At 44.8% G+C, this 24,271-nt stretch carries 27 protein-coding genes; 2 read left to right on the forward strand and 25 right to left on the reverse strand.

Annotated elements, in window-relative coordinates; all coding sequences use genetic code 11:
- Window positions 1-9: 9 nt before the first annotated feature.
- The 14 genes from AOQ32_RS01225 to AOQ32_RS01290 form a co-directional block, all read right to left on the reverse strand.
- Complete coding sequence (locus AOQ32_RS01225) at window positions 10-804, reverse strand: YlmH family RNA-binding protein (RefSeq protein WP_059393223.1); 795 nt, start codon at window positions 802-804, stop codon at window positions 10-12.
- Window positions 805-1,059 carry a YggT family protein gene (locus tag AOQ32_RS01230; RefSeq protein WP_059393224.1) on the reverse strand — a complete coding sequence of 85 codons (255 nt, stop codon included), beginning with the start codon at window positions 1,057-1,059 and terminating at the stop codon, window positions 805-807.
- A 5-nt stretch (window positions 1,060-1,064) separates the two neighbouring features.
- Entirely contained in the window at window positions 1,065-1,505 is a 441-nt protein-coding gene (locus AOQ32_RS01235; RefSeq protein WP_047974354.1) for a cell division protein SepF, read from the reverse strand.
- Window positions 1,506-1,518: 13 nt separating this feature from the next.
- Window positions 1,519-2,775 carry a cell division protein FtsZ gene (gene ftsZ / locus AOQ32_RS01240; RefSeq protein ID WP_047974353.1) on the reverse strand — a complete coding sequence of 419 codons (1,257 nt, stop codon included), beginning with the start codon at window positions 2,773-2,775 and terminating at the stop codon, window positions 1,519-1,521.
- Between the two features lie 24 nt (window positions 2,776-2,799).
- Complete coding sequence (gene ftsA, locus AOQ32_RS01245; RefSeq protein ID WP_059393225.1) at window positions 2,800-4,152, reverse strand: cell division protein FtsA; 1,353 nt, start codon at window positions 4,150-4,152, stop codon at window positions 2,800-2,802.
- Between the two features lie 112 nt (window positions 4,153-4,264).
- The gene (locus tag AOQ32_RS01250) at window positions 4,265-4,969 is read right to left on the reverse strand and encodes a cell division protein FtsQ (RefSeq protein ID WP_148666513.1); all 705 of its coding nucleotides are present in this window, start codon (window positions 4,967-4,969) and stop codon (window positions 4,265-4,267) included.
- 11 nt (window positions 4,970-4,980) lie between these two features.
- Window positions 4,981-6,081, reverse strand: coding sequence for an undecaprenyldiphospho-muramoylpentapeptide beta-N-acetylglucosaminyltransferase (gene murG, locus AOQ32_RS01255; RefSeq protein ID WP_059393226.1), 1,101 nt, complete (start codon window positions 6,079-6,081; stop codon window positions 4,981-4,983).
- Window positions 6,082-6,092: 11 nt separating this feature from the next.
- A complete protein-coding gene (murD, locus tag AOQ32_RS01260) occupies window positions 6,093-7,448 on the reverse strand; it encodes a UDP-N-acetylmuramoyl-L-alanine--D-glutamate ligase (protein WP_059393227.1) in 1,356 nt (451 codons plus the stop codon).
- A gap of 78 nt (window positions 7,449-7,526) precedes the next feature.
- Window positions 7,527-8,486: a phospho-N-acetylmuramoyl-pentapeptide-transferase gene (mraY, locus tag AOQ32_RS01265; protein ID WP_059393228.1), complete on the reverse strand. Its 960-nt coding sequence runs from the start codon at window positions 8,484-8,486 to the stop codon at window positions 7,527-7,529.
- A complete protein-coding gene (locus AOQ32_RS01270; protein ID WP_059393229.1) occupies window positions 8,486-10,630 on the reverse strand; it encodes a peptidoglycan D,D-transpeptidase FtsI family protein in 2,145 nt (714 codons plus the stop codon). The genes mraY and AOQ32_RS01270 overlap by 1 nt, the downstream gene beginning before the upstream one ends.
- A gap of 4 nt (window positions 10,631-10,634) precedes the next feature.
- Window positions 10,635-11,012: a hypothetical protein gene (locus AOQ32_RS01275; protein WP_059393230.1), complete on the reverse strand. Its 378-nt coding sequence runs from the start codon at window positions 11,010-11,012 to the stop codon at window positions 10,635-10,637.
- 62 nt (window positions 11,013-11,074) lie between these two features.
- Window positions 11,075-12,028 carry a 16S rRNA (cytosine(1402)-N(4))-methyltransferase RsmH gene (rsmH, locus tag AOQ32_RS01280; RefSeq protein WP_059393231.1) on the reverse strand — a complete coding sequence of 318 codons (954 nt, stop codon included), beginning with the start codon at window positions 12,026-12,028 and terminating at the stop codon, window positions 11,075-11,077.
- Between the two features lie 63 nt (window positions 12,029-12,091).
- On the reverse strand, window positions 12,092-12,523 hold the full coding sequence (mraZ, locus tag AOQ32_RS01285; protein ID WP_059393232.1) for a division/cell wall cluster transcriptional repressor MraZ: 432 nt from the start codon (window positions 12,521-12,523) through the stop codon (window positions 12,092-12,094).
- A 152-nt stretch (window positions 12,524-12,675) separates the two neighbouring features.
- Window positions 12,676-13,017 (reverse strand): hypothetical protein, encoded by a 342-nt coding sequence (locus tag AOQ32_RS01290; protein WP_059393233.1) that lies wholly within the window; start codon window positions 13,015-13,017, stop codon window positions 12,676-12,678.
- Window positions 13,018-13,126: 109 nt separating this feature from the next.
- Between AOQ32_RS01290 and AOQ32_RS01295 the strand changes: the two genes are divergently transcribed.
- Window positions 13,127-13,363 (forward strand): DUF4044 domain-containing protein, encoded by a 237-nt coding sequence (locus AOQ32_RS01295; RefSeq protein WP_158531851.1) that lies wholly within the window; start codon window positions 13,127-13,129, stop codon window positions 13,361-13,363.
- Window positions 13,364-13,424: 61 nt separating this feature from the next.
- On the opposite strand, the gene AOQ32_RS01300 is transcribed toward AOQ32_RS01295, so the two are convergent.
- Window positions 13,425-15,131 carry a DAK2 domain-containing protein gene (locus AOQ32_RS01300; RefSeq protein ID WP_059393235.1) on the reverse strand — a complete coding sequence of 569 codons (1,707 nt, stop codon included), beginning with the start codon at window positions 15,129-15,131 and terminating at the stop codon, window positions 13,425-13,427.
- 7 nt (window positions 15,132-15,138) lie between these two features.
- Entirely contained in the window at window positions 15,139-15,498 is a 360-nt protein-coding gene (locus AOQ32_RS01305) for an Asp23/Gls24 family envelope stress response protein (protein WP_047974342.1), read from the reverse strand.
- Window positions 15,499-15,600: 102 nt separating this feature from the next.
- Between AOQ32_RS01305 and AOQ32_RS09035 the strand changes: the two genes are divergently transcribed.
- Window positions 15,601-15,723: a hypothetical protein gene (locus tag AOQ32_RS09035; protein ID WP_275403534.1), complete on the forward strand. Its 123-nt coding sequence runs from the start codon at window positions 15,601-15,603 to the stop codon at window positions 15,721-15,723.
- On the opposite strand, the gene rpmB is transcribed toward AOQ32_RS09035, so the two are convergent.
- The 9 genes from rpmB to fmt form a co-directional block, all read right to left on the reverse strand.
- Complete coding sequence (gene rpmB, locus AOQ32_RS01310; RefSeq protein WP_047974341.1) at window positions 15,706-15,906, reverse strand: 50S ribosomal protein L28; 201 nt, start codon at window positions 15,904-15,906, stop codon at window positions 15,706-15,708. The genes AOQ32_RS09035 and rpmB overlap by 18 nt on opposite strands.
- Window positions 15,907-16,284: 378 nt before the next feature.
- Window positions 16,285-16,602: a thioredoxin gene (gene trxA, locus AOQ32_RS01315; RefSeq protein WP_047974340.1), complete on the reverse strand. Its 318-nt coding sequence runs from the start codon at window positions 16,600-16,602 to the stop codon at window positions 16,285-16,287.
- Entirely contained in the window at window positions 16,603-17,277 is a 675-nt protein-coding gene (locus AOQ32_RS01320; RefSeq protein ID WP_059393236.1) for a thiamine diphosphokinase, read from the reverse strand.
- 83 nt (window positions 17,278-17,360) lie between these two features.
- On the reverse strand, window positions 17,361-18,017 hold the full coding sequence (gene rpe / locus AOQ32_RS01325; protein ID WP_059393237.1) for a ribulose-phosphate 3-epimerase: 657 nt from the start codon (window positions 18,015-18,017) through the stop codon (window positions 17,361-17,363).
- 64 nt (window positions 18,018-18,081) lie between these two features.
- Window positions 18,082-18,987, reverse strand: a complete 906-nt coding sequence (gene rsgA / locus AOQ32_RS01330) for a ribosome small subunit-dependent GTPase A (protein WP_059393238.1) — start codon at window positions 18,985-18,987, stop codon at window positions 18,082-18,084.
- Window positions 18,988-19,145: 158 nt separating this feature from the next.
- Window positions 19,146-21,014 carry a Stk1 family PASTA domain-containing Ser/Thr kinase gene (gene pknB / locus AOQ32_RS01335; protein ID WP_059393239.1) on the reverse strand — a complete coding sequence of 623 codons (1,869 nt, stop codon included), beginning with the start codon at window positions 21,012-21,014 and terminating at the stop codon, window positions 19,146-19,148.
- A complete protein-coding gene (locus AOQ32_RS01340) occupies window positions 21,014-21,874 on the reverse strand; it encodes a PP2C family protein-serine/threonine phosphatase (protein WP_059393240.1) in 861 nt (286 codons plus the stop codon). The genes pknB and AOQ32_RS01340 overlap by 1 nt, the downstream gene beginning before the upstream one ends.
- A 5-nt stretch (window positions 21,875-21,879) precedes the next feature.
- A complete protein-coding gene (gene rsmB / locus AOQ32_RS01345; protein ID WP_059393241.1) occupies window positions 21,880-23,226 on the reverse strand; it encodes a 16S rRNA (cytosine(967)-C(5))-methyltransferase RsmB in 1,347 nt (448 codons plus the stop codon).
- Window positions 23,219-24,190: a methionyl-tRNA formyltransferase gene (gene fmt / locus AOQ32_RS01350; RefSeq protein WP_059393242.1), complete on the reverse strand. Its 972-nt coding sequence runs from the start codon at window positions 24,188-24,190 to the stop codon at window positions 23,219-23,221. Before fmt ends, rsmB begins: the two co-directional genes overlap by 8 nt.
- Between the last annotated feature and the right edge of the window lie 81 nt (window positions 24,191-24,271).

Genomic DNA, 24,271 nt, shown 5'->3' on the forward strand with positions numbered 1-24,271 from the left:
GAATTCATCTCATCGATGAATAATATTAAAAACTGCTTTGATTTTATCCTTTTTGCTCTGCCCTGACAAGCTTTCTAAGCAAATTCTTCCATATTTTCTCACTGAAATCACATCTTTTAGAGAAATTTGCCGGTCTACCTGGTCACTAACAGTCCAATTAACTTGCACAGAGCCACTGGTAACTAAATCTTGTGCCTTTGCACGCGCAAGGTTGAATGCCGCTGCTACAACCACATCAAGGCGCAATGAGTTGACCAACAAGAATTGGTCTTTTCCATCTTCTTCCTTTTGAAAAGCACGGTCGAAGCTAATTTCTTGCCAGTCAGTCCTAACCTTGCCAATGCGACCAATCTCTTGACGAATAAATTCGACTAATGGCTGATCAACCGCTAATTGAACCAGTCCCTCATCTTCCTTAACAACAATATCGCCAAAGCCTGACCGGTCAAGCCCCGTATGCACCAATGCACCTAAGATGTCCTTGTGACGCAAACTGACGAACTTGACCGGAAAGGACAATTCTAACAAGACCAGTTGAAAATCACTTTCCTTAATCTCATAAAAATCAGGTGCGATCACAACCCGTTTCGATTCAGCTTGGTCAAAAATGCCGTCTTCCACCATTTTTAGGCCTGAACGCTGGTTCACTAGCGTTTGCACAATATAGCGCTGGCGTGGGTTTAAAAACTTAGTTAAAACCAATCGATAGTCGATTTCTGCCTGATTTACCCAGTCGAGGGCTTGCTTCACAAAATCGCCCTCACTTTCGTGAAAGTGCTGGGCAATGGCCTGTTGATTACTCATTTAAAAGAACCATGCCAAGGCGTATTGCGCCAAATCCAAGACGATAAAGGCGATTAATGGTCGTAGATCTAAGATACCAATTGGCTTGATAAAAGAGAACCAGGACAAATAAGGGGTCACAATCTTGCCTAATTCACGGCCAAACCAGGTGTTATAAGCACCAGGAAACCATGACATCAAAACATAGGCAATCAGTGCATAAGAATAAATCTTAAGCAGCCACGCAATAATCGTGACTAGTAGTAGTCCAAACATAAATATTAATACCGACCTTGATTATCAAGGTTTTCACTCATGGAGCCTGCTACTTCATATGTTGATGGTGTCAACAAGAAAATTTTCTCACCAACTCGTTCCATCGAACCCGAAACAGCATAGACAGCTCCGCCGATATAGTCTAAGATTCGCATCGCTTGTTCCTCTTCCAACTGGGAAAAGTTAACAATCACAGCGTCACCTTCAATCACTTGACTGGCGATTGCTCGTGAATCAGCGTAAACCTTTGGTTCAAAAAGAGCAATACGACCTTGCGCTACCCCAGCAGCTCCAGCTTGACCCTGATTTTTAAAAGCAGTCATCTGCTTGTTTGCTGCAGGCTTTTGCTTTTGAACAGGTTGTTGCTCAGGAGCCTCTTCGTAGCCCTCTTCTTCATAGTAATCATCATCGCCCGAAAAAAGACGCTTAATCCCATCAAATGCCATCGCTCAATCCTCCTTATCGTTTCTTGAAGAAAGGTGGCTTATCATCATCTTCGTTTGACAAGTCTAAATCAATACTTTGGTTAACTGGCTCAACGGGATCAAAAGCTTTCTTTTGAACACCATCGAATTGACCAGTTTGGTTACTTGGCCTTTTGCTAGTCGTGATATCCCAATTCTCAAAAGGATCATCCTTACCAGGCACGTTCTGATTTAAAGACTGGTCTTGACCAGTTCGAGCAAAAAGACCATTTTGAGCTGACTCGTTTGCTGGCTTTTCTTGTTGAACGGAACGCTTTAGAGGTTGAACACCGCCAGCCTGTAAGCCGGTAGCAATCACCGTGATTCGAATTGAATCGCCCAAATCTTCGTCCACAGAGGTTCCGAAGATCACGTTCACATCGCGGCCAGCCTCTTGGTTAATCACATCAGCAGCAGTCTGCGCTTCATACAGTGACAAATCAGGACCACCAGTGATGTTCAACAAGACATCTTCAGCACCAGACATATCCACTTCAAGCAATGGTGAGGAAATGGCTGCCTTGGTTGCATCACTTGCACGTGATTCACCGTTGGCAACCCCAACACCCATCAAAGCTGGACCGGCATTTTGCATAACTGTTTTCACATCGGCAAAATCCAAGTTAATGAAACCAGGATTGGTAATCAATTCTGAAATACCACGAACGCCCTGAGCAACGACGTCATCGACAATCTTAAAGGCTTCAGACAGTGGTGTCTTCAAGTCGATACGGTCCTTCAGCTTTTCGTTCGTGATCACAATCAAAGAATCAACGGATTCGGACAAGGCTTGTAACCCTTCAACCGCATACTTTGACCGCTTTGGCCCTTCCCATGAGAAAGGACGAGTAACAACAGCGACCGTCAAGGCCCCCATTTCTTTAGCTGCCTTAGCGACGATTGGAGCAGCACCATTTCCGGTTCCACCACCCATTCCGGCTGTCACAACAACCATATCGGCGCCCTCTAAGGCTGATTTAATTTCTTCTTCAGATTCTTCAGCTGCCTTAGCACCACGCTCAGGGTTTGAGCCGGCACCAAGTCCACCTGTTAATTTAGGTCCAATTTGAACCTTTTGACGAGCCTTTGATTTATCTAAGGCCTGGACATCAGTATTGGCAACAATAAAGTCAACCCCTTGGATGCCTTCGTCAATCATATGGTTGACCGCATTAGATCCACCACCACCAACACCAATGACCTTGATGATAGCGCCGGCTTGATCCTGCGTTTCGTCGATTGTAAAATCCATGAAAGTTACTCCTTTGGGAATGTTTTATTCGTTGTCGTCTGGTTCTGCAAACAAGGAGGCGAGCGTCGACTTTACTCGTGAAAATACTCCTGGTTTCTTTTCAGCTGGATCGAGGTAAACCCCTTCCTCGCCTTGTGCTTCAATTACATCGGTCTCACCATCGTCAACCAAGTGATAATGACTAGCTTGGTCCTTTGCTGCTTCTTCAACCTGCTGTCCCATCAGCACCGCCTTGATTTCCAAGGCTAAGTTACTTTGGAAAGCCTGATGAGAGGCATAGGCAAGCGCGCGGGCAAAGCTAGGATGGCGCAAGCCAATTTGTGTTGGCTGTGCAACCTGAACATTCGAACCAAAATGTTCTTGAGCCTTAGCAAGGACCCCAGGTGTTGCTGCGTTTCCGCCAGTAATGAGAAAACCACCAGGTAGTTCTTCAGCACCAATGGCTTGTAATTGCTGGTCTAAACGATCAAAAATTTGGTCGTAGCGCGCTGCCATAATTTCAGACAAATACTGCTCGTCAACCGCCTTTTTCTCTGTTAAGCCTACGGCATTCACATAAAATTGCTGCTTAGCCGATGCCTGGTAAGGGTCGGCTGACCCGTACTTTTTCTTAACAGATTCAGCCTCATCCACACTAATACCAAGAACAGTCGAGATGTCCTTAGTCACCTGGATACCACCCTCGTAGTCCACGGTCATATACTTTACCTTGTGATCATGGACGACAGAAGCAGTTGACTGACCACCGGCTAAGTCAATTAGAATAGCACCAAAGTCCTGTTCAGCATCATTTAGAAAAGCTGGTGCCAAAGCAATTGGCGCTAACACCAGCGACTGCATTTGTAGGCCAGCCTTCTTGACAGCGGTTTTCATCGTATCAACGACTTTACTTGGTGCCAAATAAGCTAACCCTTGGACCTCTAAGCGAACACCAATCATATCGGTTGGGTCCTTAATACCATCAAAACCATCAACAATAAATTCGTTCGGTAAGAATTCAACAACCGTTTGGTCTTGAACTGAAAGCGAATCGAGGGCCTGGTGTGTCACATTGACAACATCTTGGTTTGTAATTTGTTTATTTTGATTTTCAATCGAAACAAGGCCGGTCACCGTTTGGATATCCACATGGTTAGCTGGTAAACCAACAACCACCTCGTTAATCTCAATATTTGCCTTTGCGGCAGCCTGTGAGACTGCTTGTGAAATGGCCTCAGCCGTTTGGTTGATGTCAACAATCACGCCACGGCGTAAACCAGCACCAGGGGCACTGCCCGTAGCAATGACGTTGAAGCGACCATTTTCGCTTTGGGCAACGACCACTTTGACCATGGTTGTCCCGATATCTAATCCAACTATCACGCCATCTTGGGTCATGCAAATTTCCCCTTTTTTAATAAAAATTTAGAAACTAAACCTAAAAATAATCTTATCATATTCTACCTTAGTCTGGTAGGGCTTAGAGCCAATTTATGAGCAAGTTTTTCCGTTATGAACCGTTATACGGATATGAGTATGATCCATACTGTAAATCAACAACCCCAGTCGAAGACATTTGCGCCACAATCCCAGCATAATAGCGCATTTTATCGGCCAATGTATTCTGGCTGGCATAAACTGTATTACCATCGTTCATTGACAATACTAGTTTATCGCTATTGTTCGTGTCTGGTGCAAATTTAATCTCACCGATATCCTGACGTATTGGTTTGTCCAAAGAAGAAACTGCCCTAGCAACCTTTTTAATTCGTGTCACAGAGGAAAAACCAGTATAAACAGGTCCCTGGCCATCGACTTGGTTGATTTTGCTCTGATTTCCGGCCGAATCAAGTTGGTACCATTGGTCACCCTTCTTTAGAAAACCAGCATTGATTTTCTCACCTGCTTCAATTGAAACAGTACTCTTCGTTAATGAAATTTTCACCTGCGAAATTTTATCGTTACTTCTTTTTAGCTTTTGTTCTAAAAAAGTTTCTTGAAAGAAAACTTGGTAACGGTAATCGCCCGGCTTAATCCCCACTTCTTTTTCAATTGTCTCAGATGGAATATTCCCCGCATCAACATTAACAGTCGTAATTTTCACCCACGGTTGCCAAATCACTAAAATGGTTGCGATTGTTGCCAAAAAAGCCAGGGCCACGACGGCACTGGTCCATTTGGGATGCATCCGCATTGTCATTTTAATTCTTTGCAAGGCAATTACTCCTAGTCTTTGATGACTGATTTGATCAAGCGGTAGAACCGATCGCCGGCATCGGTGATTCCAACTGCTGCCGATTGAGCCTTCATGGCTTCTGCCTGTTGGTCATTTAATAGCAAAGCATCCGCGGCCTTCACCAAGGATTCGCCATTAAAATCAGGTTCCTTAATCGACAAAGCAGCACCCGCTTCCACCAAGGCACTCGCGTTTTTAGTTTGGTGGTCACCCGTCACAAATGGTGATGGCACCAAAATGGCTGGCAGACCAAGGGCCGTTAATTCAGCAATTGATGTTGCCCCTGCTCGGGATACCAAAACATCTGCCTTTTTCATCACAGCCGGCATGTTATCAATATAAGGCAAGACCTTAATATGGTCGCCAAGTGTTAGACCACGTTCTTGTAACAAGCGGTTAAAGTTATCGATTCGCTTTGGTCCTGCCACCAAAACAACCTGGTAAGGACGGTCATTGAATGTTGAAATAGCATCAAGAGTTGCCAGGTTAATGGCCGGTGCACCTTGTGACCCACCAAAAATCAACAACGTCTTTTTGTCATCTTCTAACCCATAGCTCGTCCATGAAAAATCAGACTGGAGGTTCGCTACTTCCTGGGCTCTTGGATTACCAATCACTTCCGTCTTATCGGCTGGGAACTGGTCCTTGGCTGCTTCAAAGCCCAAGCCAATTTTTGTTGCATTTTTAGCCAAAAACTTATTGGTCACACCAGCAACTGAATTTTGCTCATGAATAACCGTTGGGATGCCCATTTGTTGTGCGGCATACAAAACAGCGCCAGAAACATAACCACCAGTTCCGACAACGACGTCGGGCTGAAAATTTTTTAAAATTTTCTTGGCAGCAGCAGTTGCCTTCAAAAATAAATAAATCGTCTTAAAGTTGGTTAACGAGAGCGAACGTGAAAAACCTTGGACATCCAATTGCATAAAGGGCAAGTTCGTCTTCGGCACGATTTGCTTCTCAACTCCACGGAAAGAACCAATATACAAAAATTCTGCTTCCGGTTCCTTTTCCTCTATGATTTTGGCCAAAGCTAAGGCCGGATAAATATGGCCACCCGTTCCACCACCTGATAACACTACTTTCATTTTTGCTCTCCTTACCCAATCTGCAAACTATTTTTTAAGGCTTGTTCGTAGGCATCCCCACGAATCTCAAAATTAGGATATTGATCCCAAGAAGCGGCTGCTGGTGAAAAAAGAACGACCTCTCCAGGTTTTGCCATTTGGACAGCCAATGGTGCCGCTTCTTCAACTGATTTCACAACCGTAACCGGTAAATTCAAGGATTCAGCCAAAGCCTTGACCTTATCGTGCGTTTCACCAAAGGCAATCACCTGACGAACATGCTTTAAATCTGAGGCCAAGCGAGATAAGTCATCTCCACGGTCTAAGCCACCAGCCAACCAAACAACTGGTTGGTTAAAGGCCGACAAGGCCGCTTGCGTTGCTTCAATATCAGTTGCCTTTGAATCGTTATAATATAGGACATCCTGGTTTTTAAACAAAAATTCCAACCGGTGCTTCACACCCGAAAAGGTTTTCAAGACATCAATGATGCCTGCTGGGTCGGCACCTGCAACCGTTGCCGCCGCCGTTGCCGCCAAAACATTTTCCAAGTTAGGTTGACCAACAAGCTTAACGTCTTTGAAAGGCATTAGTGTTTGTCCTGCAAAAACCAAGTCATCGCCACTTTGGTGGGCATAGGCTGCTTGGTCTTGATCATCAAAGAGCAATACCTGGGCAGCAGTCTTACTTTCAATTAATGGTGTATCTAGTCCCTGGCCATTTAAAATCAGCACTTGATCAGGGCGTTGGTCTTCTGTGACATGAATCTTAGCCGCTAAGTAGGCCGTTCGCGTGTGATGAAAGTCCATATGATTGGCAAAGACATTGGTAATCACGGCAATATCAGGCTGAATCATTGGAATCCCAACTAGTTGGAAAGAAGACAATTCTAAGACCAGCGTATCATCCTTCGTCATCGCACCCACAACTTGACAAACCGGCGTTCCAATATTACCAGCGACAACGACCTTCCCCTGCTTTGGATCCGCTTGCAACATCTTCCCCAAAAGTGTTGTCGTTGTCGTCTTCCCATTTGAACCAGTAACAACAATCAAACGGCCAGTGAAAGTCGACAAGGCAACGGCTACTTCCGTCAGAATTGGAATCTTCAACCGCTCCGCCTTTTCCAACAATGGTTGTTCGTAATGAATACCCGGATTTTTAACGACAAAATCAGTATCCTCTGCCAAAGATTCTGCTTGGTCGTTTTCAGCAAAAGAAACGCCAGCAGCCTTCAAGGCTTTGACATCAGCATCTTCCTCAATTTGGTCGCGATTAGCAACCGTGACCTGTGCGCCAAGTTCAACCAGTCGTTTGGCAGCAGCCTTCCCTGATTTAGCCCAACCTAACACTAATACCTTTTTATTTTTAAAATCTAACTCTGCCATACCCTACTCCTTTTTCTGACACACACAGTGCTGATTTTTTATGTACAGTGGTTGACATAGCCAACCACTTTTAAGTTTCTAATAAAAGATGAAAACGGCCAAAATGGCTAGGACCAACCCAACTGACCAAAAGGCGATGTCAATCTGCCACTCTGACCAACCAAACTTTTCAAAAGAATGGTGAATCGGTGCCATTGGGAAAACTCGTTTATGGAAGAAGTGATAAGAAAATGTCTGAATAATGACGGACAAAGTTTCAATCACAAAGACTAGTCCAATAATTAACAGTGAAATGACGGCGTGCAACAAAATGGATTCAACTGCCAGACCAGCTCCCAAAGCAAGAGAACCCGTATCGCCCATAAAAATCTTGGCCTTTGGTAAATTGAAAATCAAGAAGCCGGCTAAGGCACCAATCAACACCAGGTTAAAGGAAACCATCGCCCAGTTGGCGGCCCAATAGGCCATGACGGCGTAGGCACCATAGGCAATCACGGCTAACCCACCCAGAAGACCGTCGAGGCCATCAGTCAGGTTAGTAGCGTTTGACCAACCAACTAACCAGAACCAGATAAAGATGACATAGAAATAGCCCAGATAAACGACACCAACAACCGGCAAATTAATGATGGCTGGCACCTTTAAGGCCCAAAGCAAAAACATTAAGACAACGGCCGATAGCGTTTGTGCTGCTAATTTTGGCTTAAAAGCAAAGCCATCATCGGCATGTTTCAGTAGCTTCAAAACATCATCGACTGCACCAATCAAGGCAAATGAACCAATCGCTACTGAAAGGGTCAAAACCGTTGTGAAGGCGGTTGAATTTTCATAAGTTCTTGGCAAACAAAAAGCAACGACGATTGCCACCAAGACGAAAACGGCCCCTCCCAATGAGGGCGTACCGGCTTTTTGCTGGTGATCTGGACCCAAGACCCGAATCACGGCCTGTTCCTTACTTTGCTTCAATTTTTTGATCACCATCGGCATCAAAAGTGCTGTGATAGCCATTCCTAAGAGGAATTCTAGTACAACTGACATTACGTTCTCTCCTTAAAGTTGACGCTAATTTTACTTTGACCGGTTACCGCTGTGCCGGCCGTCACGCTTTGCTTTTCGCCATAACCAGACCCAGTTAAGGACATCTTGACCTTTGCTAAGTAGCCCCAAGTCAAAACATCGTTTTTGGTCCAAGAACTAAAATCAGGAACAGTGACTGAACCACTTGCTGTCAAGAAGACGCGTTGCCCCTTAATAGCATCCTGATTGCCCTTGATTGATTGCGCCGAAATGGTGCCACTTGAGCCCAAAGTTGTTACAGACAGCCCTGCATTTTGCAGTGTCTGCTCCGCTTGACTAATCGATAAGCCCTTCACGTCTGGCACTGTCACCTGATTGGTCTTCGACTTAACACTATCATCCCCATCGTTTAGGGCCTGAAGTATCACTGGTCGAAAGACATTATTCAATGTAATTTGAATATTGGCGTCTGGGAAAACCTGCGGCTGGCGAACTGCTATATACATAATATACTTTGGATTTTGCTCCGGCACAATTGCCATCACCGAATGAATATCATTTGTTAACCCATCCAGGTACTTTCCATTCTCGGAAATCTGCGCAGTTCCAGTCTTAGCAGCGACCTGGTAGCCAACATCAGCTAAACTATATTGTTTAGCCGTTCCATCATCGGCGTTCACAACTCCAGCCATCAAAGACAAAACTTGCTTAGCTGTACTGGCCGAAATTGGATTGGCGACCTGAGTGGTCTTGCCCTGGTAAACAACTTTCCCCGTCTCCGGATTTGTCACTCGGTCAACCAGGTAAGGTTTGATTTCCTTACCCCCGTTGGCAATGGCCGTATATGCTTGAAGTAGCTGAGCAGGGGTTACCCGAATAGCCTGGCCATATGCAGTGTTGGCCTGATCAATTGGCTGTTCAAAGGACATCGATCCGGATTCTTCGTTGGGTAAATCCATTCCGGTCTTCTTTAGGAAACGGAACTTGTTGATATAAGATTCCCAGGTACTTGCACCAAGAGCTTGTTCAAGGTGAGCAAAACCAACGTTTGATGATCGCTCATAGGCCTGGCGATAAGTTAGAATACCCTCACCGTTACCAAAAGCATCGACAACCTTCTGGCCGTTAATATCGTAAGTTCCAGATTGGTAAGTAGCATTTGGATGCCACTTGCCTTCTTGAATAGCGGCTGCCAATGTAATGGTCTTCATGGTTGAACCTGGCTCAAAGGAACCTTGATTAATCAGGTTTTCCCAAGCGGATGAAAGTCCGTCTTGTGTATTTGGATCAAAATTTGGCCGTTGCGTAGCAGCCACAATCTTACCTGTTTTCGCTTCCATCAAAACGGCGACTGCTGATTTTGCTTTTGTACCAGCGAAAAGGACATCCATCCGGTTTTCAAGCGTTGCTTGCAACTTTTCATTCAACGTTAAGGTCACGTTATTGCCATTTTCAACCTGATTCTTTTTAGAAGTCTCATTCTGATTTCCAAGAGAAGTCTGAATACCATCCTTACCACGTAAGGTACTGTTTTTAAAGGCTTCAATGCCTAAAATACCGCCAAGTGTTCGCTGACCGGCAGAGTTCTGCGTTGAATTTGTTAGACCAATAATATGTGAGGCCATCCGGTTATTCGGATAATAACGGGATGGCTGGGAATTAAACTTAATGCCCGTCAAATTTAAGGCCTTAATCTTATTGTAAGTATCGACACTTAAGTTTTTTGCCTTCGGACCAAATTCGACCTGAAGCTTGTTAGAGGTCAACTGAGCATATAAGTCATCATAGCTGATACCAAGAATGCCACTCAGTTTCTGCGCGGCATCCTTCTTATCAACCACGTAGTCAGGCTTGCCTGTCTTCGTTACTTGCTTTTTATCCAAAACGGCATACATATCATAAACCGTTGAGTTGTCCGCAAGAACTTGACCATCCGAATCCAAAATTTGCCCACGAGTAGCCGGCACTGTTTCCTTTTGCATAAAGGTTAGTCGAGTGGCAGCGGTTAAGTTATGGTTGTTGACTACCTTAAAACCAGCAATCTGAAAAAGACGACCACCCATGATTAAAATAACAAAGAAAGCCCCCACAAAGAGGAGGGCACCGAAACGCTTACCGTTCCGTGTTATTTTTTTCCCGAGTTGTCGTCTTTTCTTCTGCTTCATCTGCTTACTGGTTTACATTCCGAACGTTGTTAGTACTCTGTTCCATATTAGCTGATTGGGCAACCTTTTCCAAGTTGTCACGATTCGTTTTTGATTGAATGTCACCACGATAAGAGTCATTTTCCTCTTTCACATTGGTCACCTTCTGGGAGATCTGTTCATTTTGAGCATCAACTCGTTGCATGGTCACAGTTGTTGCCACGGTTCCCATCATCAACAGTAATACAATAGCGGCCATAAAAATAACCAAGCCACGCTCGCGTTTCGTCCAGACAGCTGCCTGGTAGCGCTTTTTGGTCCGAACTTTCTTGGCAGACGGTGTGGTAGGCTGCTCAGGTAAAGCAGTCGCCAAATCTTGGTAACGATAAGCGTTTTGTGCCATTTTTGAACTCCTTTACTAGTATCTTTTTCAAACAAAAATCATCACATTACCTGCTGAAAGCGTTAAGAATCTTCCCGCTTCAACCGGACAATGCCTCTTAATTGTGCCGAAGCAGACCGATGATTTTCTGCTTGCTCTTCTTCACTTGGCTTAATCGCCTTACGTGTTAATAATTCATAATCTGCTTGCATTTGTTCAGGCAAGAGTGGCAAGCCACGTGGTAAATCAGGTGTGGCTGCCTTTTCACGAAACATCTGCTTAATCAAGCGATCTTCTTGGGACTGGAATGAAATTGCTGAAATCCGTCCTTGAACAGCCAAAAGGTCTAAAGCTTGCGTTAGTGAATCCTCTAAAGCTCCTAATTCGTCGTTAACGGCCACTCTCAGAGCCTGGAAGGTCCGCTTTGCCGGATGACCCCCATGGCGCCTAGCTGGTGCTGGAATTGCTTCTTTAATGATTTCAACCAGGTCAAAGGTGGTTTCAATTGGCTTGACTGCCCGCGCCTGTTCAATCTTACGAGCGATAGCCTTACCAAAGCGGTCTTCTCCATAACGAGTCAACACTCGGACCAAATCAGAAAATGGCCAGTCATTGACAATGACCTTTGCCGTTAAGTCCTGGCGACGATCCATGCGCATATCCAATGGCGCATCGTGGTTATAAGAAAATCCTCGATCGCCTTGATCAAACTGAACGGATGACACGCCCAAATCATACAAAACACCATCAACTTGGTAAACACCAAGGTCATTTAGGCTTTGCTTCAATGTGCGGAAGTTCTGGAAGACCAAAACTAATTTACCAGCAGCAATTTCTTGCTCGTACTGCTTTTGATTATGTAAGATAGCGGTCTGATCTTGGTCAAAGGAATAAAGGGTCCCAGTGGTCAATTCCTTAAGAATTTCGCCAGTGTGGCCCCCGCCCCCCAAAGTCGCATCGACGTAAATGCCGTCTGGCTTGACCGCCAGCAATGCAACCGCCTCTTTTTGGAGGACCGTTACGTGTTCAAATGCCATTTTATTGTCCCCCTGTTTAACACTTTTCTCATCCATCAGTCTATTCGCGTTGAATAGACGACTTTAAAAATCAAAGTCGACTAATCCCTCAGCAATTTCATCAAAGTTTTCAGCAGTATCCTCTGTATAGGCCTGCCAATTTTCCTTAGACCAAATTTCAAAGGAATCGCCGGCACCCGTCACGACCACTTCTTTGTCAATCTGGGCATAGTCCTTCAGGTTGCCATCAACAATGATGCGCCCCTGCTTATCAAACTCTGCTTCTTTAGCACCGGCTAAAACAAAACGCTTAAAGGCCCGGGCTTCTTTTTTCCCGAGCGGCAAAGTATTTAACTGTTCCTCTAAGTTTTGCCAAACCGACATCGGCATGGCCCGTAAAGCATGTTCCATCCATCGGACAACCACAAAGGATTCACCCAATTGATTTCTAAACTTAACCGGAATGGTGAGCCGGCCCTTGGGATCTAAATTATGTGAAGATTCCCCCATGAACATCGGCACACCCTCCTTTCTTAAAGATAACTTAACAATAATTTACCACATTCCCCCACATTCCTCCACTCTTCTTGTAATTTTTTTAAACCGCTAGTAATAAAAAAAGCTTAAACCCTAAAAAATCAGGATTTAAGCTAAGTGGGGAATTTCCCCTATCTTTTCAAAATCACAGCCAGAACACACAAGACAAGTAGCAAAATAATGCCAATAATGCCAGTCGCCTGCCAATAACGATGGCAGAAGAAAGCAAGTCGTTGGCGATGCCACAAAGCTATCGAACTCCAAATTGCCCCAATCAATAGCCAAACAACTAAAACAGCTAACAAATCAGACCGATAAAAGGCTGCACCCCAGGTTAAATGTGCGAAAACAAATGTCGGAATAACAGCAAGGTCCAGGACCCCAATTTTTGGAAAAGAGCGATAAAAAAGTCGCCACAAAATAATTAAAAAGAAAATGGCTAACCAAATGGCAGGCCAATAAAACCACGTCATAAGCATTCACCTCTTCGTCAACTTTACCAAGGTCAGTTGAGAATTTCAATTTCACCCCTGCATATGTTATGATAAATTTAAATTACTCAGGAGAATGTTGCTACCAATCATGGCCAGAAAAAAAGCTAAGAAAAAAGTAAGTCAAACACCCGTTCAAAAAAATACAAACGTTGATACCGAGCTTCAAGAAGAAGTCATCCGTCAATTAGATAAACGACCAATCCCAAAGGTTGAAAAGAAAAAGAAGAGTAAATTCCAGGTTTGGACTTGGATTATGTCAATCTTCATGGTTGTTGTCATGGCCGGTTCCGTCATCTACGCCGCCATCGCCGCCATTGGCCACTAAAAATTAATCAAAAAATGCCGACCAATTTCTGTGGTCGGCGTTTTTATTATGTTGATTAATTTTATTCAACAGACAACAAGAATGGGTAAAGGTCCTGACCACCGTCATGAACTTCACATTCTAAGTCCTCATCAAGCTCAGCAACCGCTTCCGTCAAAGCTTTGATATCTTTCTTCTTAGCATCCTTACCAGTAATGATCGTGACAATTTCACTATCATCATCTAACATCTTTGCTAAAGTATCCTTGGCTGTTTCCAATAACTTTTGGCCAACCACAACGATTTCGCCATCAACCATTCCAAGCCAATCACCCTTTTTAATGGTTTGGCCATTCAGAGTTGTATCACGAACCGAATGAGTAATCTGACCAGAAACAACTGTTGCCAACTGTTCAGTCATGGCTTCTTGGTTATCCGTTACCGAAGCAGCCGGATTGTAACCCAGCATTGCCGTTAGACCTTGTTGAATCGTTCGCGACTTCACCACTTCAACTGGGACATCAACCAAGTCTTTTGCCTGGTCAGCAGCCAAGAAGATATTTGAGTTGTTTGGCAAAATAATTGCCGCTTTTGCTTGTGACTTCTCAATGGCTTCGACAAAATCAGCCGTTGAGGGGTTCATCGTTTGGCCACCAGTAATCACCTGGTAAACACCCAAAGAATCAAATAGTTGTGCAACACCATCACCAGCTGCTACTGCAAAGACCGCTACATCAGGTGCCGGCTTTTGTTCTTGTGCCGTTTGCTGGTTCTTTTGATCTTCTTTTTCTTGTTCGTCAATGACGGCCTGCTGTTGGTCACGCATGTTGTCAACCTTGACCTTAACCAATGAACCAAATTCACCACCCCAATGAATGATTGCCCCGGGATCTTCCGTGTGAACGTGAACCTTGACAACATCTTCGTCATTGATAACCAAGAGCGAATCACCCTTGTCGGCAATGTAATCGTAAAAGGTTTGGTAGTCAAATGGCTTTTCAACAGTTGTCCCCTTACCAATTTCGACCATGACTTCTGTACAGTAACCGTACTTAATGTTTTCCGGCCGTAATGATTCATTTGCTTGGGCACCCGCATGCAACTTTGAAACCATCTGGTCAAGTTCCGCGTTATCAGGCGTTTGCAGGCTTTCTTCTGAAACCGTACCCGAAATCACTTCGGCAAAGGCTGACAAAACCAAAACAAGACCCTGGCCACCAGAATCGACCACACCAACTTCTTTCAAAACAGGCAAAAGGTCTGGTGTCTTATCCAATGCCACCTGAGCAGCATGAGCTACTTGATCCATCATCGTTAGCAAATCAGCACCAGCGTTAGCCGCTTCATCAGCAGCCGCAGCGGATTCGCGAATCACCGTTAAGATAGTTCCTTCTGTTGGCTTCATTACTGATTTATAAGCAACTTGAGCTGCCATCATCAAGGCATCGGCCAAATCTCGAGCTGAAAGGTTATCCTTGTCGGCCAAAGAATCAGCCATGCCACGGAAGATTTGCGACAAAATCACACCAGAGTTCCCACGAGCTCCCATCAAAAGGCCCTTTGCCGTCGCCTTCGCTAAGGCCCCAACCGTTTCTTCCTGGGCATCACGCTCATATTGCGCACCTGAAGCCATTGACATGGCCATATTGGTCCCCGTATCCCCATCAGGAACAGGGAAAACGTTTAACTTGTTAATGTTCTCCGCATTCGCAGTCAACTTGGCCGCGGCGGCATTGACCATCTTGCCATAATCGGCAGCAGTGATAGTCATTATTTTTTCTGCAGTCATCTTCTTTTTAATCCTTGGTTTCAATTCCTTGGACAATCACGTTAACTTCGGGTACATGAATTCCCAAATAACTATCCAAATAATACTTGACCTTGCGTTGAACCGATGTGGAAATCTCTGCTAACTTCATGCCGTAACGCACAACGATATAAACATCCACAATAACACCAGCGTCCGTTTGTGAAACAACAACGCCTCGGCCATAATTTTCCCGATTCAAAATTTGGTTAACACCATCACGCAAAGCAGCCCGTGAAGCCATCCCAACCACACCAGGGTTGGCAATTGTGGCCCCACCAACAACCGACGCGATTACGTCGTTTTCAATTTTGATCTCGCCATTTTGAGTTTGAATCTTAATTGCCATCACGTTGTTGTGGGACAAAAGCCCCACATTCCTTTCTGTTTACGATAATCCTATTTTACCATGTTCTAAGAAAAGGTTCTAATTTGCCAACTAGCGGCTTTCATGTCTTTTGCCATGACATCGATTGATGGTCAAAATCAGCTCCTTGATGACCACAAGCCATCATCACCAACTGATAATAAAAAAACCACCGTCAAGTGGTGGTTTTTAAACACGTTCGATTGAGCCGTTCTTCAATCCGGCCTTCAAAGTACGTGCCGTTAAGTAAACTTTCTTAGGTGCGGAACCGTTAATCTTAACAGTAACCTTTTGCAAGTTTGGCTTCCAGCTACGACGACTTGAATTCAAGGCGTGTGAACGTTGATTACCAAAACGGGTGCGTGCACCAGTAATTGCATCTTTTGCCATGTCTGACCCTCCTATCCGAGCCGAGGTATTGTTCATGCTCTTCTTATCAACAATACAATATTTTACCAGAATAAAAGACCTTTAGCAAGAGCAGAAATCGATTTAACCATCGGTTCCACCTCAAATTCAAAGGCAATTCGCTCTATACGAGTCTTTTACCACTGTTTATCCAGAAAATTACTTATACTAAAGTTTTTCCTAATCCAGTATAACCAATTCCAGCACTAAAGGCAAAGCAAATCGTCAGCTTTGCCTTTTTACCTGATTTACGCTGGCAATCAACAAGACTAATTTTCAATCATCTTATTCATTAGTAGCGCAAGCACTAAAAAAGGGGTGTCAGCACAATCACTGCCGACACCCCAATTAAATTTGAAATTATGCGTACTTTTGCAAAATTTGAGCTAATTGCTCTTTGTTATGGAAACCAGTAATTCGTTCTACAGCCTGACCATCCTTTGTCACGACCAAAGTTGGAATTGCACGGATGCCAAAGTTGGCAGCTGTTTCCTTGTTTTCATCAACATCAACCTTATAAAAGTTGATATTCTTAGTAGCATCTTCATCAGACAAAGCATCTAAAACAGGTGATTGCATCTTGCAAGGTCCACACCAAGTTGCCCAAAAGTCCGTAATGGCAACGCCAGTAGCGGTTTCTTTTTCGAAATTTGCGTCAGTAATTGCTGTTACAGCCATTTACTTACCTCCATCTTTACTCTGAGTAACAATCATGATTCCACTGTCAAAAGACAAGTGGACCAATTCATTAATAAATTCATTTGATGACCACATTATAGCCTTACTTTCTGGCTGTGTCAAGGTATACTTCGCATCGATAATTTTCAAATTATCAACTAGACCCAATGGCATAAAACCGAGATATTTCATGCCATCAATGTGCTTCACCACCTTTTGCCCGGGCAACAAATAGGAAACAACATTCTGCTTATCGACCAGTGCCACTCGTTCTACTAAATCTGGCAAATCGATTTCTTGTGCCAATTCGGTAAAACCCTCCATTGCTGGAAAAGTTAAATTAGCCAAAAGATGATCCAGACGGCCACCGGTGGCCCCATAAACCCTGATTTCATCGGCTCCAAGACTAGCAGCGGCCTTAATGGCTAGTTGCGTATCAGTAAAGTCTTTTTCGGGTGGAAAACGATAGACATGGTTGGCTTCCAAATGGCTGATAACTTTCTCAAACTCCTCTTTTGTCAAAGAGTCAAAATCACCCACCACCGTTTGAAAGTCCATCCCGGCCTGCATCAGGTACCAGGCACCGCGGTCAGCACCCAACCACTGTCCTTCTTGCTCAAAAATATCGTCAGGCCAAAATTCAGTCGGACCCCCAGCTAAGATATTAATTCGCATCCATTCATCCTTTCTTTTCGAAAAAAGCCAAGCAAAAAATTTGCTTAGCCCATTCTGGATTATTATTTAATAGCGAGATTGTTTTACTTAGTTAAATCCAGCAACTTGGCAACCTTAGCAGCTGGATCTTTCTTATCGTAAACATATGAACCAGCAACGAAGACGTTGGCACCGGCCGCAGCCGTCAACGCAATGGTCTTGTCATTGATACCACCGTCAACTTCGATATCGTAGTCCAAGCCATTGTCTTGCTTATAGGTAGACAATTCCTTAATCTTTTCAACCATTTCTGGCAAGAAGGATTGACCACCAAAACCAGGGTTAACCGTCATGACCAAGACCTGGTCCACCATGCCTAACACAGGAATAATTGCTGATACCGGTGTTCCAGGATTAATAACCACTTCAGCCTTCACACCAGCAGCCTTAATCATTTGCAAAACACGGTGAATATGTGGCGTTGCTTCCACGTGGACACCAATCAAATCAGCACCAGCTTCAGCCAATGCTTCAACATGGTTTTCTGGGTGGACAGCCATCAAATGAACATCCAAGAACAAATCAGTTTGTGGCCGTAATTGCTTTACCCAAGCTGGACCATAAGCCATCGATGGGACAAATGACCCGTCCATCAAATCGACGTGCAAATACTTAGCACCAGCCTTTTCCACCAAGGCGACATCTTCGCCTAACTTTGTGACATCTGCACTCAAAATTGATGGAGCAATAATTCCTGCCATGTTTTCCTCTTTTCCTCAGCGCTCAGCATTGAACGAATTCATTGTCGAACAGACAAGTACCTTCTTACTGACGCCATTTTTGGCTCGTCTTTTGGTAGACTGGCCGTTTCCCTTTAATAATTTGATAAAACAGTTCGTAACTATTATACCGTGCCTGTGAAATACTGCCAAGGGCAACCCCTTCTTTCACCGCACAGCCAGGTTCATTGATATGCGAACAAGTCCGAAAACGGCACTGACCGCTGACTGCTTTGATTTCAGGAAAGTAATTTCCTAATTCTTCAACCGGAAAATCAAAGACTTCATAGGATGAAAAGCCCGGTGTATCAGCAATCAAAGCCTCAAAGGCTGGTACTAAGATTAACGATACTTGTCGGGTCGTATGCTTCCCACGCGAAAGCGCCTTTGAAACGACACCCGTCTCCAACTGCAATTCTGGTGCCAAAGTATTCAGCAACGTTGACTTGCCGGCTCCTGTTTGACCCATTGCGACCACAACCTGATTTTTCAAAATTGGCTGAAAGGCGGTGGCGACATCTTCGTCCGAAACGATGACATCGTAGCCAATCGCACGATATTCGGCTAAGGTTGCGTCAAAATTCTGTCGATCAGTCGAATCAAGCAAGTCCATTTTTGAAAAATAGAGAACAGGTTTCACACCCGCGGCCTCAAGTGCCACCAACTGCCGGTCCAACAAATTTTGAGAAAAAGCTGGTTCGACTACCGATGTCACCACAATTGCTAAATCAACATTGGCAATGGGCGGGCGCACCAAATCATTTTTCCGATCATGCAACGCCCAAATAAAACCCTCGCCATTTTCTGATTCAAAATCAGCAAAATCGCCGACTAAGGGGCGGTGGTTTTTTTGCCGAAATTGCCCTCGCGCTCGCGTTCGCTCGACAACTCCGTCATCCATCATAATGTCATAGTAACCGGCCAATGACCGAATAATCCGTCCTGTTTTCATACGCTTAGTATAGCATATTTTTAAAAATTCCAGTGCACACCGTAAGCCGAATCTTAACAAAAAAGAAAAAAATCTAATCCTTGATGAGTCTGATTTTTAAACAAAAAAAGCCACTAAAAAGTAGCTTTTTTGTCATCACTATCAATCAAAAATCCAAATTAATGGTTATTCGACGAGGATGAGGCGGAACTCGAAGATGAAGATGAAGACGAGCTCGATGCATTATTATTTGAATTATTACTATTGTTGTTACTATTCGAACTGCTCTCCTGGCCAGAAGAAATCGTCAAGGTCACCGTCTTATCTGAAGTAATTTGCGACCCAGATGGTGTATCTTGAGCAATCACTTGACCACTTGGTTGGTTAGAATTCGTAAAGTTAAAACTGAGTTGAATTCGATTGGCGTTTGCCCAACTAATCGCATCACTTTGGTTCTTACCAACCAAGTTTGGCACTTGTACCTTACTTGGACCAGTTGAAACCGTTAAGGTAATTGTCGTTGAACTAGGATCAACAGAGGTAAAGGCCGCAACCGATTGCGAGATGACTTCCCCACTAGGAACATCAGAACTAGCTTGGCTTTTTCGCTTAACGGTGAAGCCCTGACCACTTAACTGTGCAGCTGCCTCGCCATAGCTCCAACCACTATAATCCGCTAAGCTGACCTTATTCCCACCAGAGGAAACCACCAAAGAAACGGAAGTTCCCTTCTTTAGGTAGGCACCCGACCCAGGTTTCGTCTTAATCACTTGACCATTAGCCACCGTCTTAGACGACGCATAAGTTGGACTGGAAACCGTCAATCCAGCATTAGAAAGCTTACTTTCAGCTTGGTTTAAGGACATATTAGTAACATCTGGCATGGTAACGTAGTTACTTTCAAAATAGCTCGCACCGCCAATCCCAGCCAATAACAAGAGTAACATTACTAAGGAAACGACCCACTTTTTGGCCGACTTGTACTTAACGCCATTTTTTGACAAAATCTGACGAACAAACTTCGGCGTCCGATCAACTTTCGTGGCAATTTCTTTAACTGACATCCCCTGCTTAGCGTAATCAATAATTTGCTCAGTAACTGATTTTCCTTCTTCAGGATCCTTTAAAGTATCGGGGTCAGCTACGTAAGGTCGGTCGGATAAATCTGTATCGACTAAACGTGTCTCATCAGAGGTCTCCGGTACATAACGTTTTTCTTGAGATCGTCTTTTGGACAACGAGGTCTTGAGATCATCGGCCATATCTTCAGCTGAAAAATAACGATCTGCTGGATTTTTAGCCGTTGCCCGCAAAATAACATTTTCTAATGGCTGGGGAACCTGACTGTCAAAATCGCGCACAAAAGGCATTGGCATGTTTCCATGCTTATAAGCCACTTGTTCGGGCGTATCACCTTGATAAGGCACTCGGTTCGTCAAAAGTTCGTACAAAATAACACCCAGTGCATAAATATCGGACTGGGCAGAGGCATGCTGACCGATTGGTAGCTCCGGTGCCAGGTAGTGAATAGAGCCAATCACCGTGTGTACCTGAGTCAACGACTGCGATTTTTTGGCCGTCGCAATCCCAAAATCGGTAATCTTCACTTGCCCTTGTTTATCAATCAAGATATTTTGTGGTTTCAAATCACGATGAATAATACCGGCACGATGGGCAGCAGCCACCGCATCCAGGATCTGTTCCATGATATCAACTACTTCGTGATAAGGGATTGGAAAATGCGCCTGGGTATAATCCTTCAAATCCATCCCATCGACATATTCCATCACTAAATATGAGGAGCCATCAAATTCACCGGCATCATAAACCTGCACAATATGGTCATTGATTAAAGCAGTTGCTGATTTTGCCTCACGTTGAAAGCGTTCAACGGCATCCGGTTGGTCCTTGATATCCAATCGAATCATCTTCAACGTGACATCACGGTTCAAATAAGTATCAAAAGCTTGGTAGACATTGGCCATGCCGCCACCACCCAGAGGGCGCACTACTCGGTAGCGGTGATCAATCATCGTTCCTTGTTCCATTAATTTTGCCTCCCTGTTCGTTGCGGCATTTCTTGGTTATTATCTGGTATCTGACGAACGTCGGCAAAGGCCTTAGCCGCCATTTGCTGGTTTGGATTCATTAAATCAGTCACCAGCAATGCTGTAATATTGTCCGGTGCCTGGCGCGCATTGGCTGCCTTCATCAGGGCCCGGATTCGTTCGGTCAAATCTAAGACAGAACCCAATGGTGGCTCATTTCCCGGACGGTGGCGTCCTGGTTGGAGCAGCTTGACCTGGTCCTCAATTGAAAGAACCTTGGCCAACCCATCGGAGGTCAAATAGAGCCAATCGTCTTTTTTAGGGACAAAAGTCGTCCACTCAAGGTCAACTTTTTGATTAACCCCCAAATAGCGGGTCAAAGAATTGGCCTCAGGTAGGTTTTCATCATAAATTTGACCACTATCACGCTTGATTTCATTACGCAGGGTATGGTCAAAGGTCAACAATTCAGCACTTTTTCCCCGCAACAAATAGGCTCTGGAATCACCAGCGTTTGCGACTAAGATTTTCCCTGGCAAGCAAGCAGCCAAAACCACTGTTGTCGCCATATTGTTAACCCGCGGATTTTTTTGTCCAGCTAACAAAATCGCGCGGTTGGCCAAAGCAGCCTGATGCACTAGCCAGTCCTTCACGCTTTCTGGATCGGTCATATTCTTTTTTTGCCAAGCAGAACCAAGTGTTTCCACCACAATTTGACTGGCCTGCTTAGAGCCTGGATTAGAGGCAACGCCATCAGCGACAATCACTAAAGCTTCGCCCGATTGATTATAAAAGGCGCCCACTGCGTCTTGATTATCGACCCGTGTAGGGCCTTTTTCGCTGATATAAGCAATTGCCATCGTATCTAATCCTTCCTTTGAAGGGTGGCTACGAAAAAGCCGTCCGTCTCGTAGTCATCCGGGTAGATTTTCAACACATCCTCTACTCGGTCATCCTTCAACTTCTTATCGGTTGGTGTCTTCAACAAGGTAAAATCAGGATTTTCAGCTAAAAAGCGTTCAATCACGCCATCGTTTTCCTGATTTAAAATCGTACAAGTACTATAAACCAAACGGCCACCAGGTGCTAAGCGCTTCGCGGTCGCATTTAAAATCGAAAGCTGTAAGTCAGCGAGGTGCAAAACATCCTCAAGCGACTTTTCATAGCGAATTTCTGGTTTACGACGCAAAAGCCCTAAGCCAGAACAAGGCGCATCGACCAAAATTCGGTCAAAGTCTTGGTCAAGCTTTTCCGGTACCTGCCGAGCATCCAGAGCTTTTGCTTCAACTCGGTCAGCTAAGCCAAGACGCTTGGCATTGGCCTTAATCAACTTAACCTTATGCTCGTGGATGTCTAAAGCCAGAACCGTGGCATCCCCCGATAAATACTGGGCAATCTGAGTTGTCTTGCCACCGGGAGCGGCTGCGGCATCCAAAACAGAGTGAACGGACTCATCAATGTCTAACGCCTCAACCGGCAACATGGCGGATTCATCTTGAATCGTAATCAAGCCATCAACAAAGGCCTTGGAAGAAGCCACGTGACCACCGGTAACCACCAAGGCATCGGCAGCCACGGCGGAGTCGCGAACGGACAGTCCTTCGGCTATCAAACTCGCCTTCGCATCAGCAACCGTTGTCTTAGCCGTATTAACTCGAACAGCCTGGGCCGGTGCTTCATTCAAAGAGGCTAAAATCCTCTTGGTCTTATCTTCGCCAACTTGGTCCAATAAGGCCTTTACCAGCCAAACGGGTAACGAATACGAAATCGATAAACGTTCGATTGGGTCTGCAATTTTACTCTCATCACGAAGACCTGTGCGGTCCATATTATGAAGAATTGCCGTCACAAATTTAGCTGTCCCCGCGTTTCCGAGGGTTTTAGCCACTTCAATCGTTTCGTTAAAAATCGCATGCTTGGGAATTTTGTCTAGTTTATGCCACTGGAACAATGCCGTCAAGAGCAATTCCTTAACCCAGGGTTCTAATTTTTTCCCTTTTACAAAGGGGGCCAACCAGTATTCCAGCAATAGACGATACTGAATCGTCCCATACACGAGGGTTGTTAGGAGCCCCTTATCAACTGCTTTCAGTTGGTGGCTCTTAATCACCTGGTTCAATTGCAGGTTAGAGTATGCACCGTTTTTAATTTTAGCTAACGTAGTAACTGCTAGCAAACGCGGATTTTGACTGTTTTTTACTTGATTAGGCATTAACTTCCTCGATGGTGACCCACTGGTCGCCCACTGTATACTTTTGACCGGCGCCATTCAAATAGGCGGCAACGGCCATGACGCTTTTGCCGGCCGGCTGCAAACTTTGAATTGCTAACTGCGTCCCATCAGCGGCCGCAATCACCAGGTGCTTCTTATCCTTTTTTGTAATCACGCCCGGCTTTGCTTCTGTTTTTTCAGCCAACGGTGTCGTTTCCACGAGCTTGAAGCGTTCGCCACCAACCACGGCATGGGCCGGATGGGTTGGGTACAAGCCACGAATATGCCAATTTAACTGTTCAGCAGTCTCTTTGGCAAAGTCTAAGTTCTGCTGGTCCCGGCTGATATTTGGTGAAAAGCTGACTAGGTCGGGGTCTTGGGGCTCTACTTGTGCTATTCCGGCTGCTAATTTTGGCAAATTAGCAAGAACCAATGGTGCTGCGACAGCGCTCAACTTATCAAACATGGTCCCAACGTTGTCAGTTGCCTCAATCGGCACCTTAACCACATCGATCACATCACCGGCGTCCATCTTCTTGACCATGTACATCAATGACACGCCCGTTTCTTGGTCACCGTTCATAATTGCGTAATGAACTGGCGCACCACCTCGATACTTTGGTAGCAAAGAAGCATGGGCATTCACCGCCGCTACCTTGGCTGACTGTAACAACTTTTCCGGCAAGAATTGCCCAAAAGCAGCCGTCACTATAAAATCAGGGGCCAGGTCAATTAATTCAGCCATTTCGGCTGATCCACTGATTTTTTCCGGCTGTAAGACCGGTAAATCATGGGCTAAGGCGGCCTCTTTTACCGGACTTGGTGTCAACTTTTGCTTGCGACCCTGTGGTCGGTCCGGCTGTGTTACCACAGCCAAAACATCATATTGGGGATCGGCCACTAAGGCCTCTAAAATTGGAACAGCAAATTGGGGTGTTCCCATAAAGACAACGCGATTGGTCATTAACTTCCTCACTAGTTCTGCCGATTAGAAAGTCGGCGCTTTCACTCATTATAACAAATTCAATCAAAAGACTCATTGACG

This window comes from Fructobacillus tropaeoli (assembly GCF_001047135.2).
GTDB lineage: Bacteria > Bacillota > Bacilli > Lactobacillales > Lactobacillaceae > Fructobacillus > Fructobacillus tropaeoli.

Bases quoted from the DNA above. Each gene is read 5' to 3' on its own strand.
- murG (WP_059393226.1), bottom strand. From the start codon at position 6,081: ATGAAAGTAGTGTTATCAGGTGGTGGAACGGGTGGCCATATTTATCCG.
- AOQ32_RS01300 (WP_059393235.1), bottom strand. From the start codon at position 15,131: ATGACTGCAGAAAAAATAATGACTATCACTGCTGCCGATTATGGCAAG.
- pknB (WP_059393239.1), bottom strand. From the start codon at position 21,014: ATGGAACAAGGAACGATGATTGATCACCGCTACCGAGTAGTGCGCCCT.
- AOQ32_RS01295 (WP_158531851.1), top strand. From the start codon at position 13,127: ATGGCCAGAAAAAAAGCTAAGAAAAAAGTAAGTCAAACACCCGTTCAA.
- murD (WP_059393227.1), bottom strand. From the start codon at position 7,448: ATGGCAGAGTTAGATTTTAAAAATAAAAAGGTATTAGTGTTAGGTTGG.
- rpe (WP_059393237.1), bottom strand. From the start codon at position 18,017: ATGGCAGGAATTATTGCTCCATCAATTTTGAGTGCAGATGTCACAAAG.
- mraY (WP_059393228.1), bottom strand. From the start codon at position 8,486: ATGTCAGTTGTACTAGAATTCCTCTTAGGAATGGCTATCACAGCACTT.
- AOQ32_RS01290 (WP_059393233.1), bottom strand. From the start codon at position 13,017: ATGACGTGGTTTTATTGGCCTGCCATTTGGTTAGCCATTTTCTTTTTA.
- rsmB (WP_059393241.1), bottom strand. From the start codon at position 23,226: ATGCCTAATCAAGTAAAAAACAGTCAAAATCCGCGTTTGCTAGCAGTT.
- trxA (WP_047974340.1), bottom strand. From the start codon at position 16,602: ATGGCTGTAACAGCAATTACTGACGCAAATTTCGAAAAAGAAACCGCT.
- AOQ32_RS01235 (WP_047974354.1), bottom strand. From the start codon at position 1,505: ATGGCATTTGATGGGATTAAGCGTCTTTTTTCGGGCGATGATGATTAC.
- mraZ (WP_059393232.1), bottom strand. From the start codon at position 12,523: ATGTTCATGGGGGAATCTTCACATAATTTAGATCCCAAGGGCCGGCTC.
- rsgA (WP_059393238.1), bottom strand. From the start codon at position 18,987: ATGAAAACAGGACGGATTATTCGGTCATTGGCCGGTTACTATGACATT.
- AOQ32_RS01340 (WP_059393240.1), bottom strand. From the start codon at position 21,874: ATGGCAATTGCTTATATCAGCGAAAAAGGCCCTACACGGGTCGATAAT.
- ftsZ (WP_047974353.1), bottom strand. From the start codon at position 2,775: ATGGATTTTACAATCGACGAAACGCAGGATCAAGCCGGCGCTATCATC.
- AOQ32_RS01275 (WP_059393230.1), bottom strand. From the start codon at position 11,012: ATGGCACAAAACGCTTATCGTTACCAAGATTTGGCGACTGCTTTACCT.
- AOQ32_RS01230 (WP_059393224.1), bottom strand. From the start codon at position 1,059: ATGTTTGGACTACTACTAGTCACGATTATTGCGTGGCTGCTTAAGATT.
- AOQ32_RS01320 (WP_059393236.1), bottom strand. From the start codon at position 17,277: ATGCGAATTAATATCTTAGCTGGGGGTCCGACTGAATTTTGGCCTGAC.
- ftsA (WP_059393225.1), bottom strand. From the start codon at position 4,152: ATGACCCAAGATGGCGTGATAGTTGGATTAGATATCGGGACAACCATG.
- AOQ32_RS01305 (WP_047974342.1), bottom strand. From the start codon at position 15,498: ATGGCAATTAAGATTCAAACTCAAAATGGCGAGATCAAAATTGAAAAC.
- rsmH (WP_059393231.1), bottom strand. From the start codon at position 12,028: ATGGCATTTGAACACGTAACGGTCCTCCAAAAAGAGGCGGTTGCATTG.
- AOQ32_RS09035 (WP_275403534.1), top strand. From the start codon at position 15,601: ATGTCTTTTGCCATGACATCGATTGATGGTCAAAATCAGCTCCTTGAT.
- AOQ32_RS01270 (WP_059393229.1), bottom strand. From the start codon at position 10,630: ATGAAGCAGAAGAAAAGACGACAACTCGGGAAAAAAATAACACGGAAC.
- rpmB (WP_047974341.1), bottom strand. From the start codon at position 15,906: ATGGCAAAAGATGCAATTACTGGTGCACGCACCCGTTTTGGTAATCAA.
- AOQ32_RS01225 (WP_059393223.1), bottom strand. From the start codon at position 804: ATGAGTAATCAACAGGCCATTGCCCAGCACTTTCACGAAAGTGAGGGC.
- fmt (WP_059393242.1), bottom strand. From the start codon at position 24,190: ATGACCAATCGCGTTGTCTTTATGGGAACACCCCAATTTGCTGTTCCA.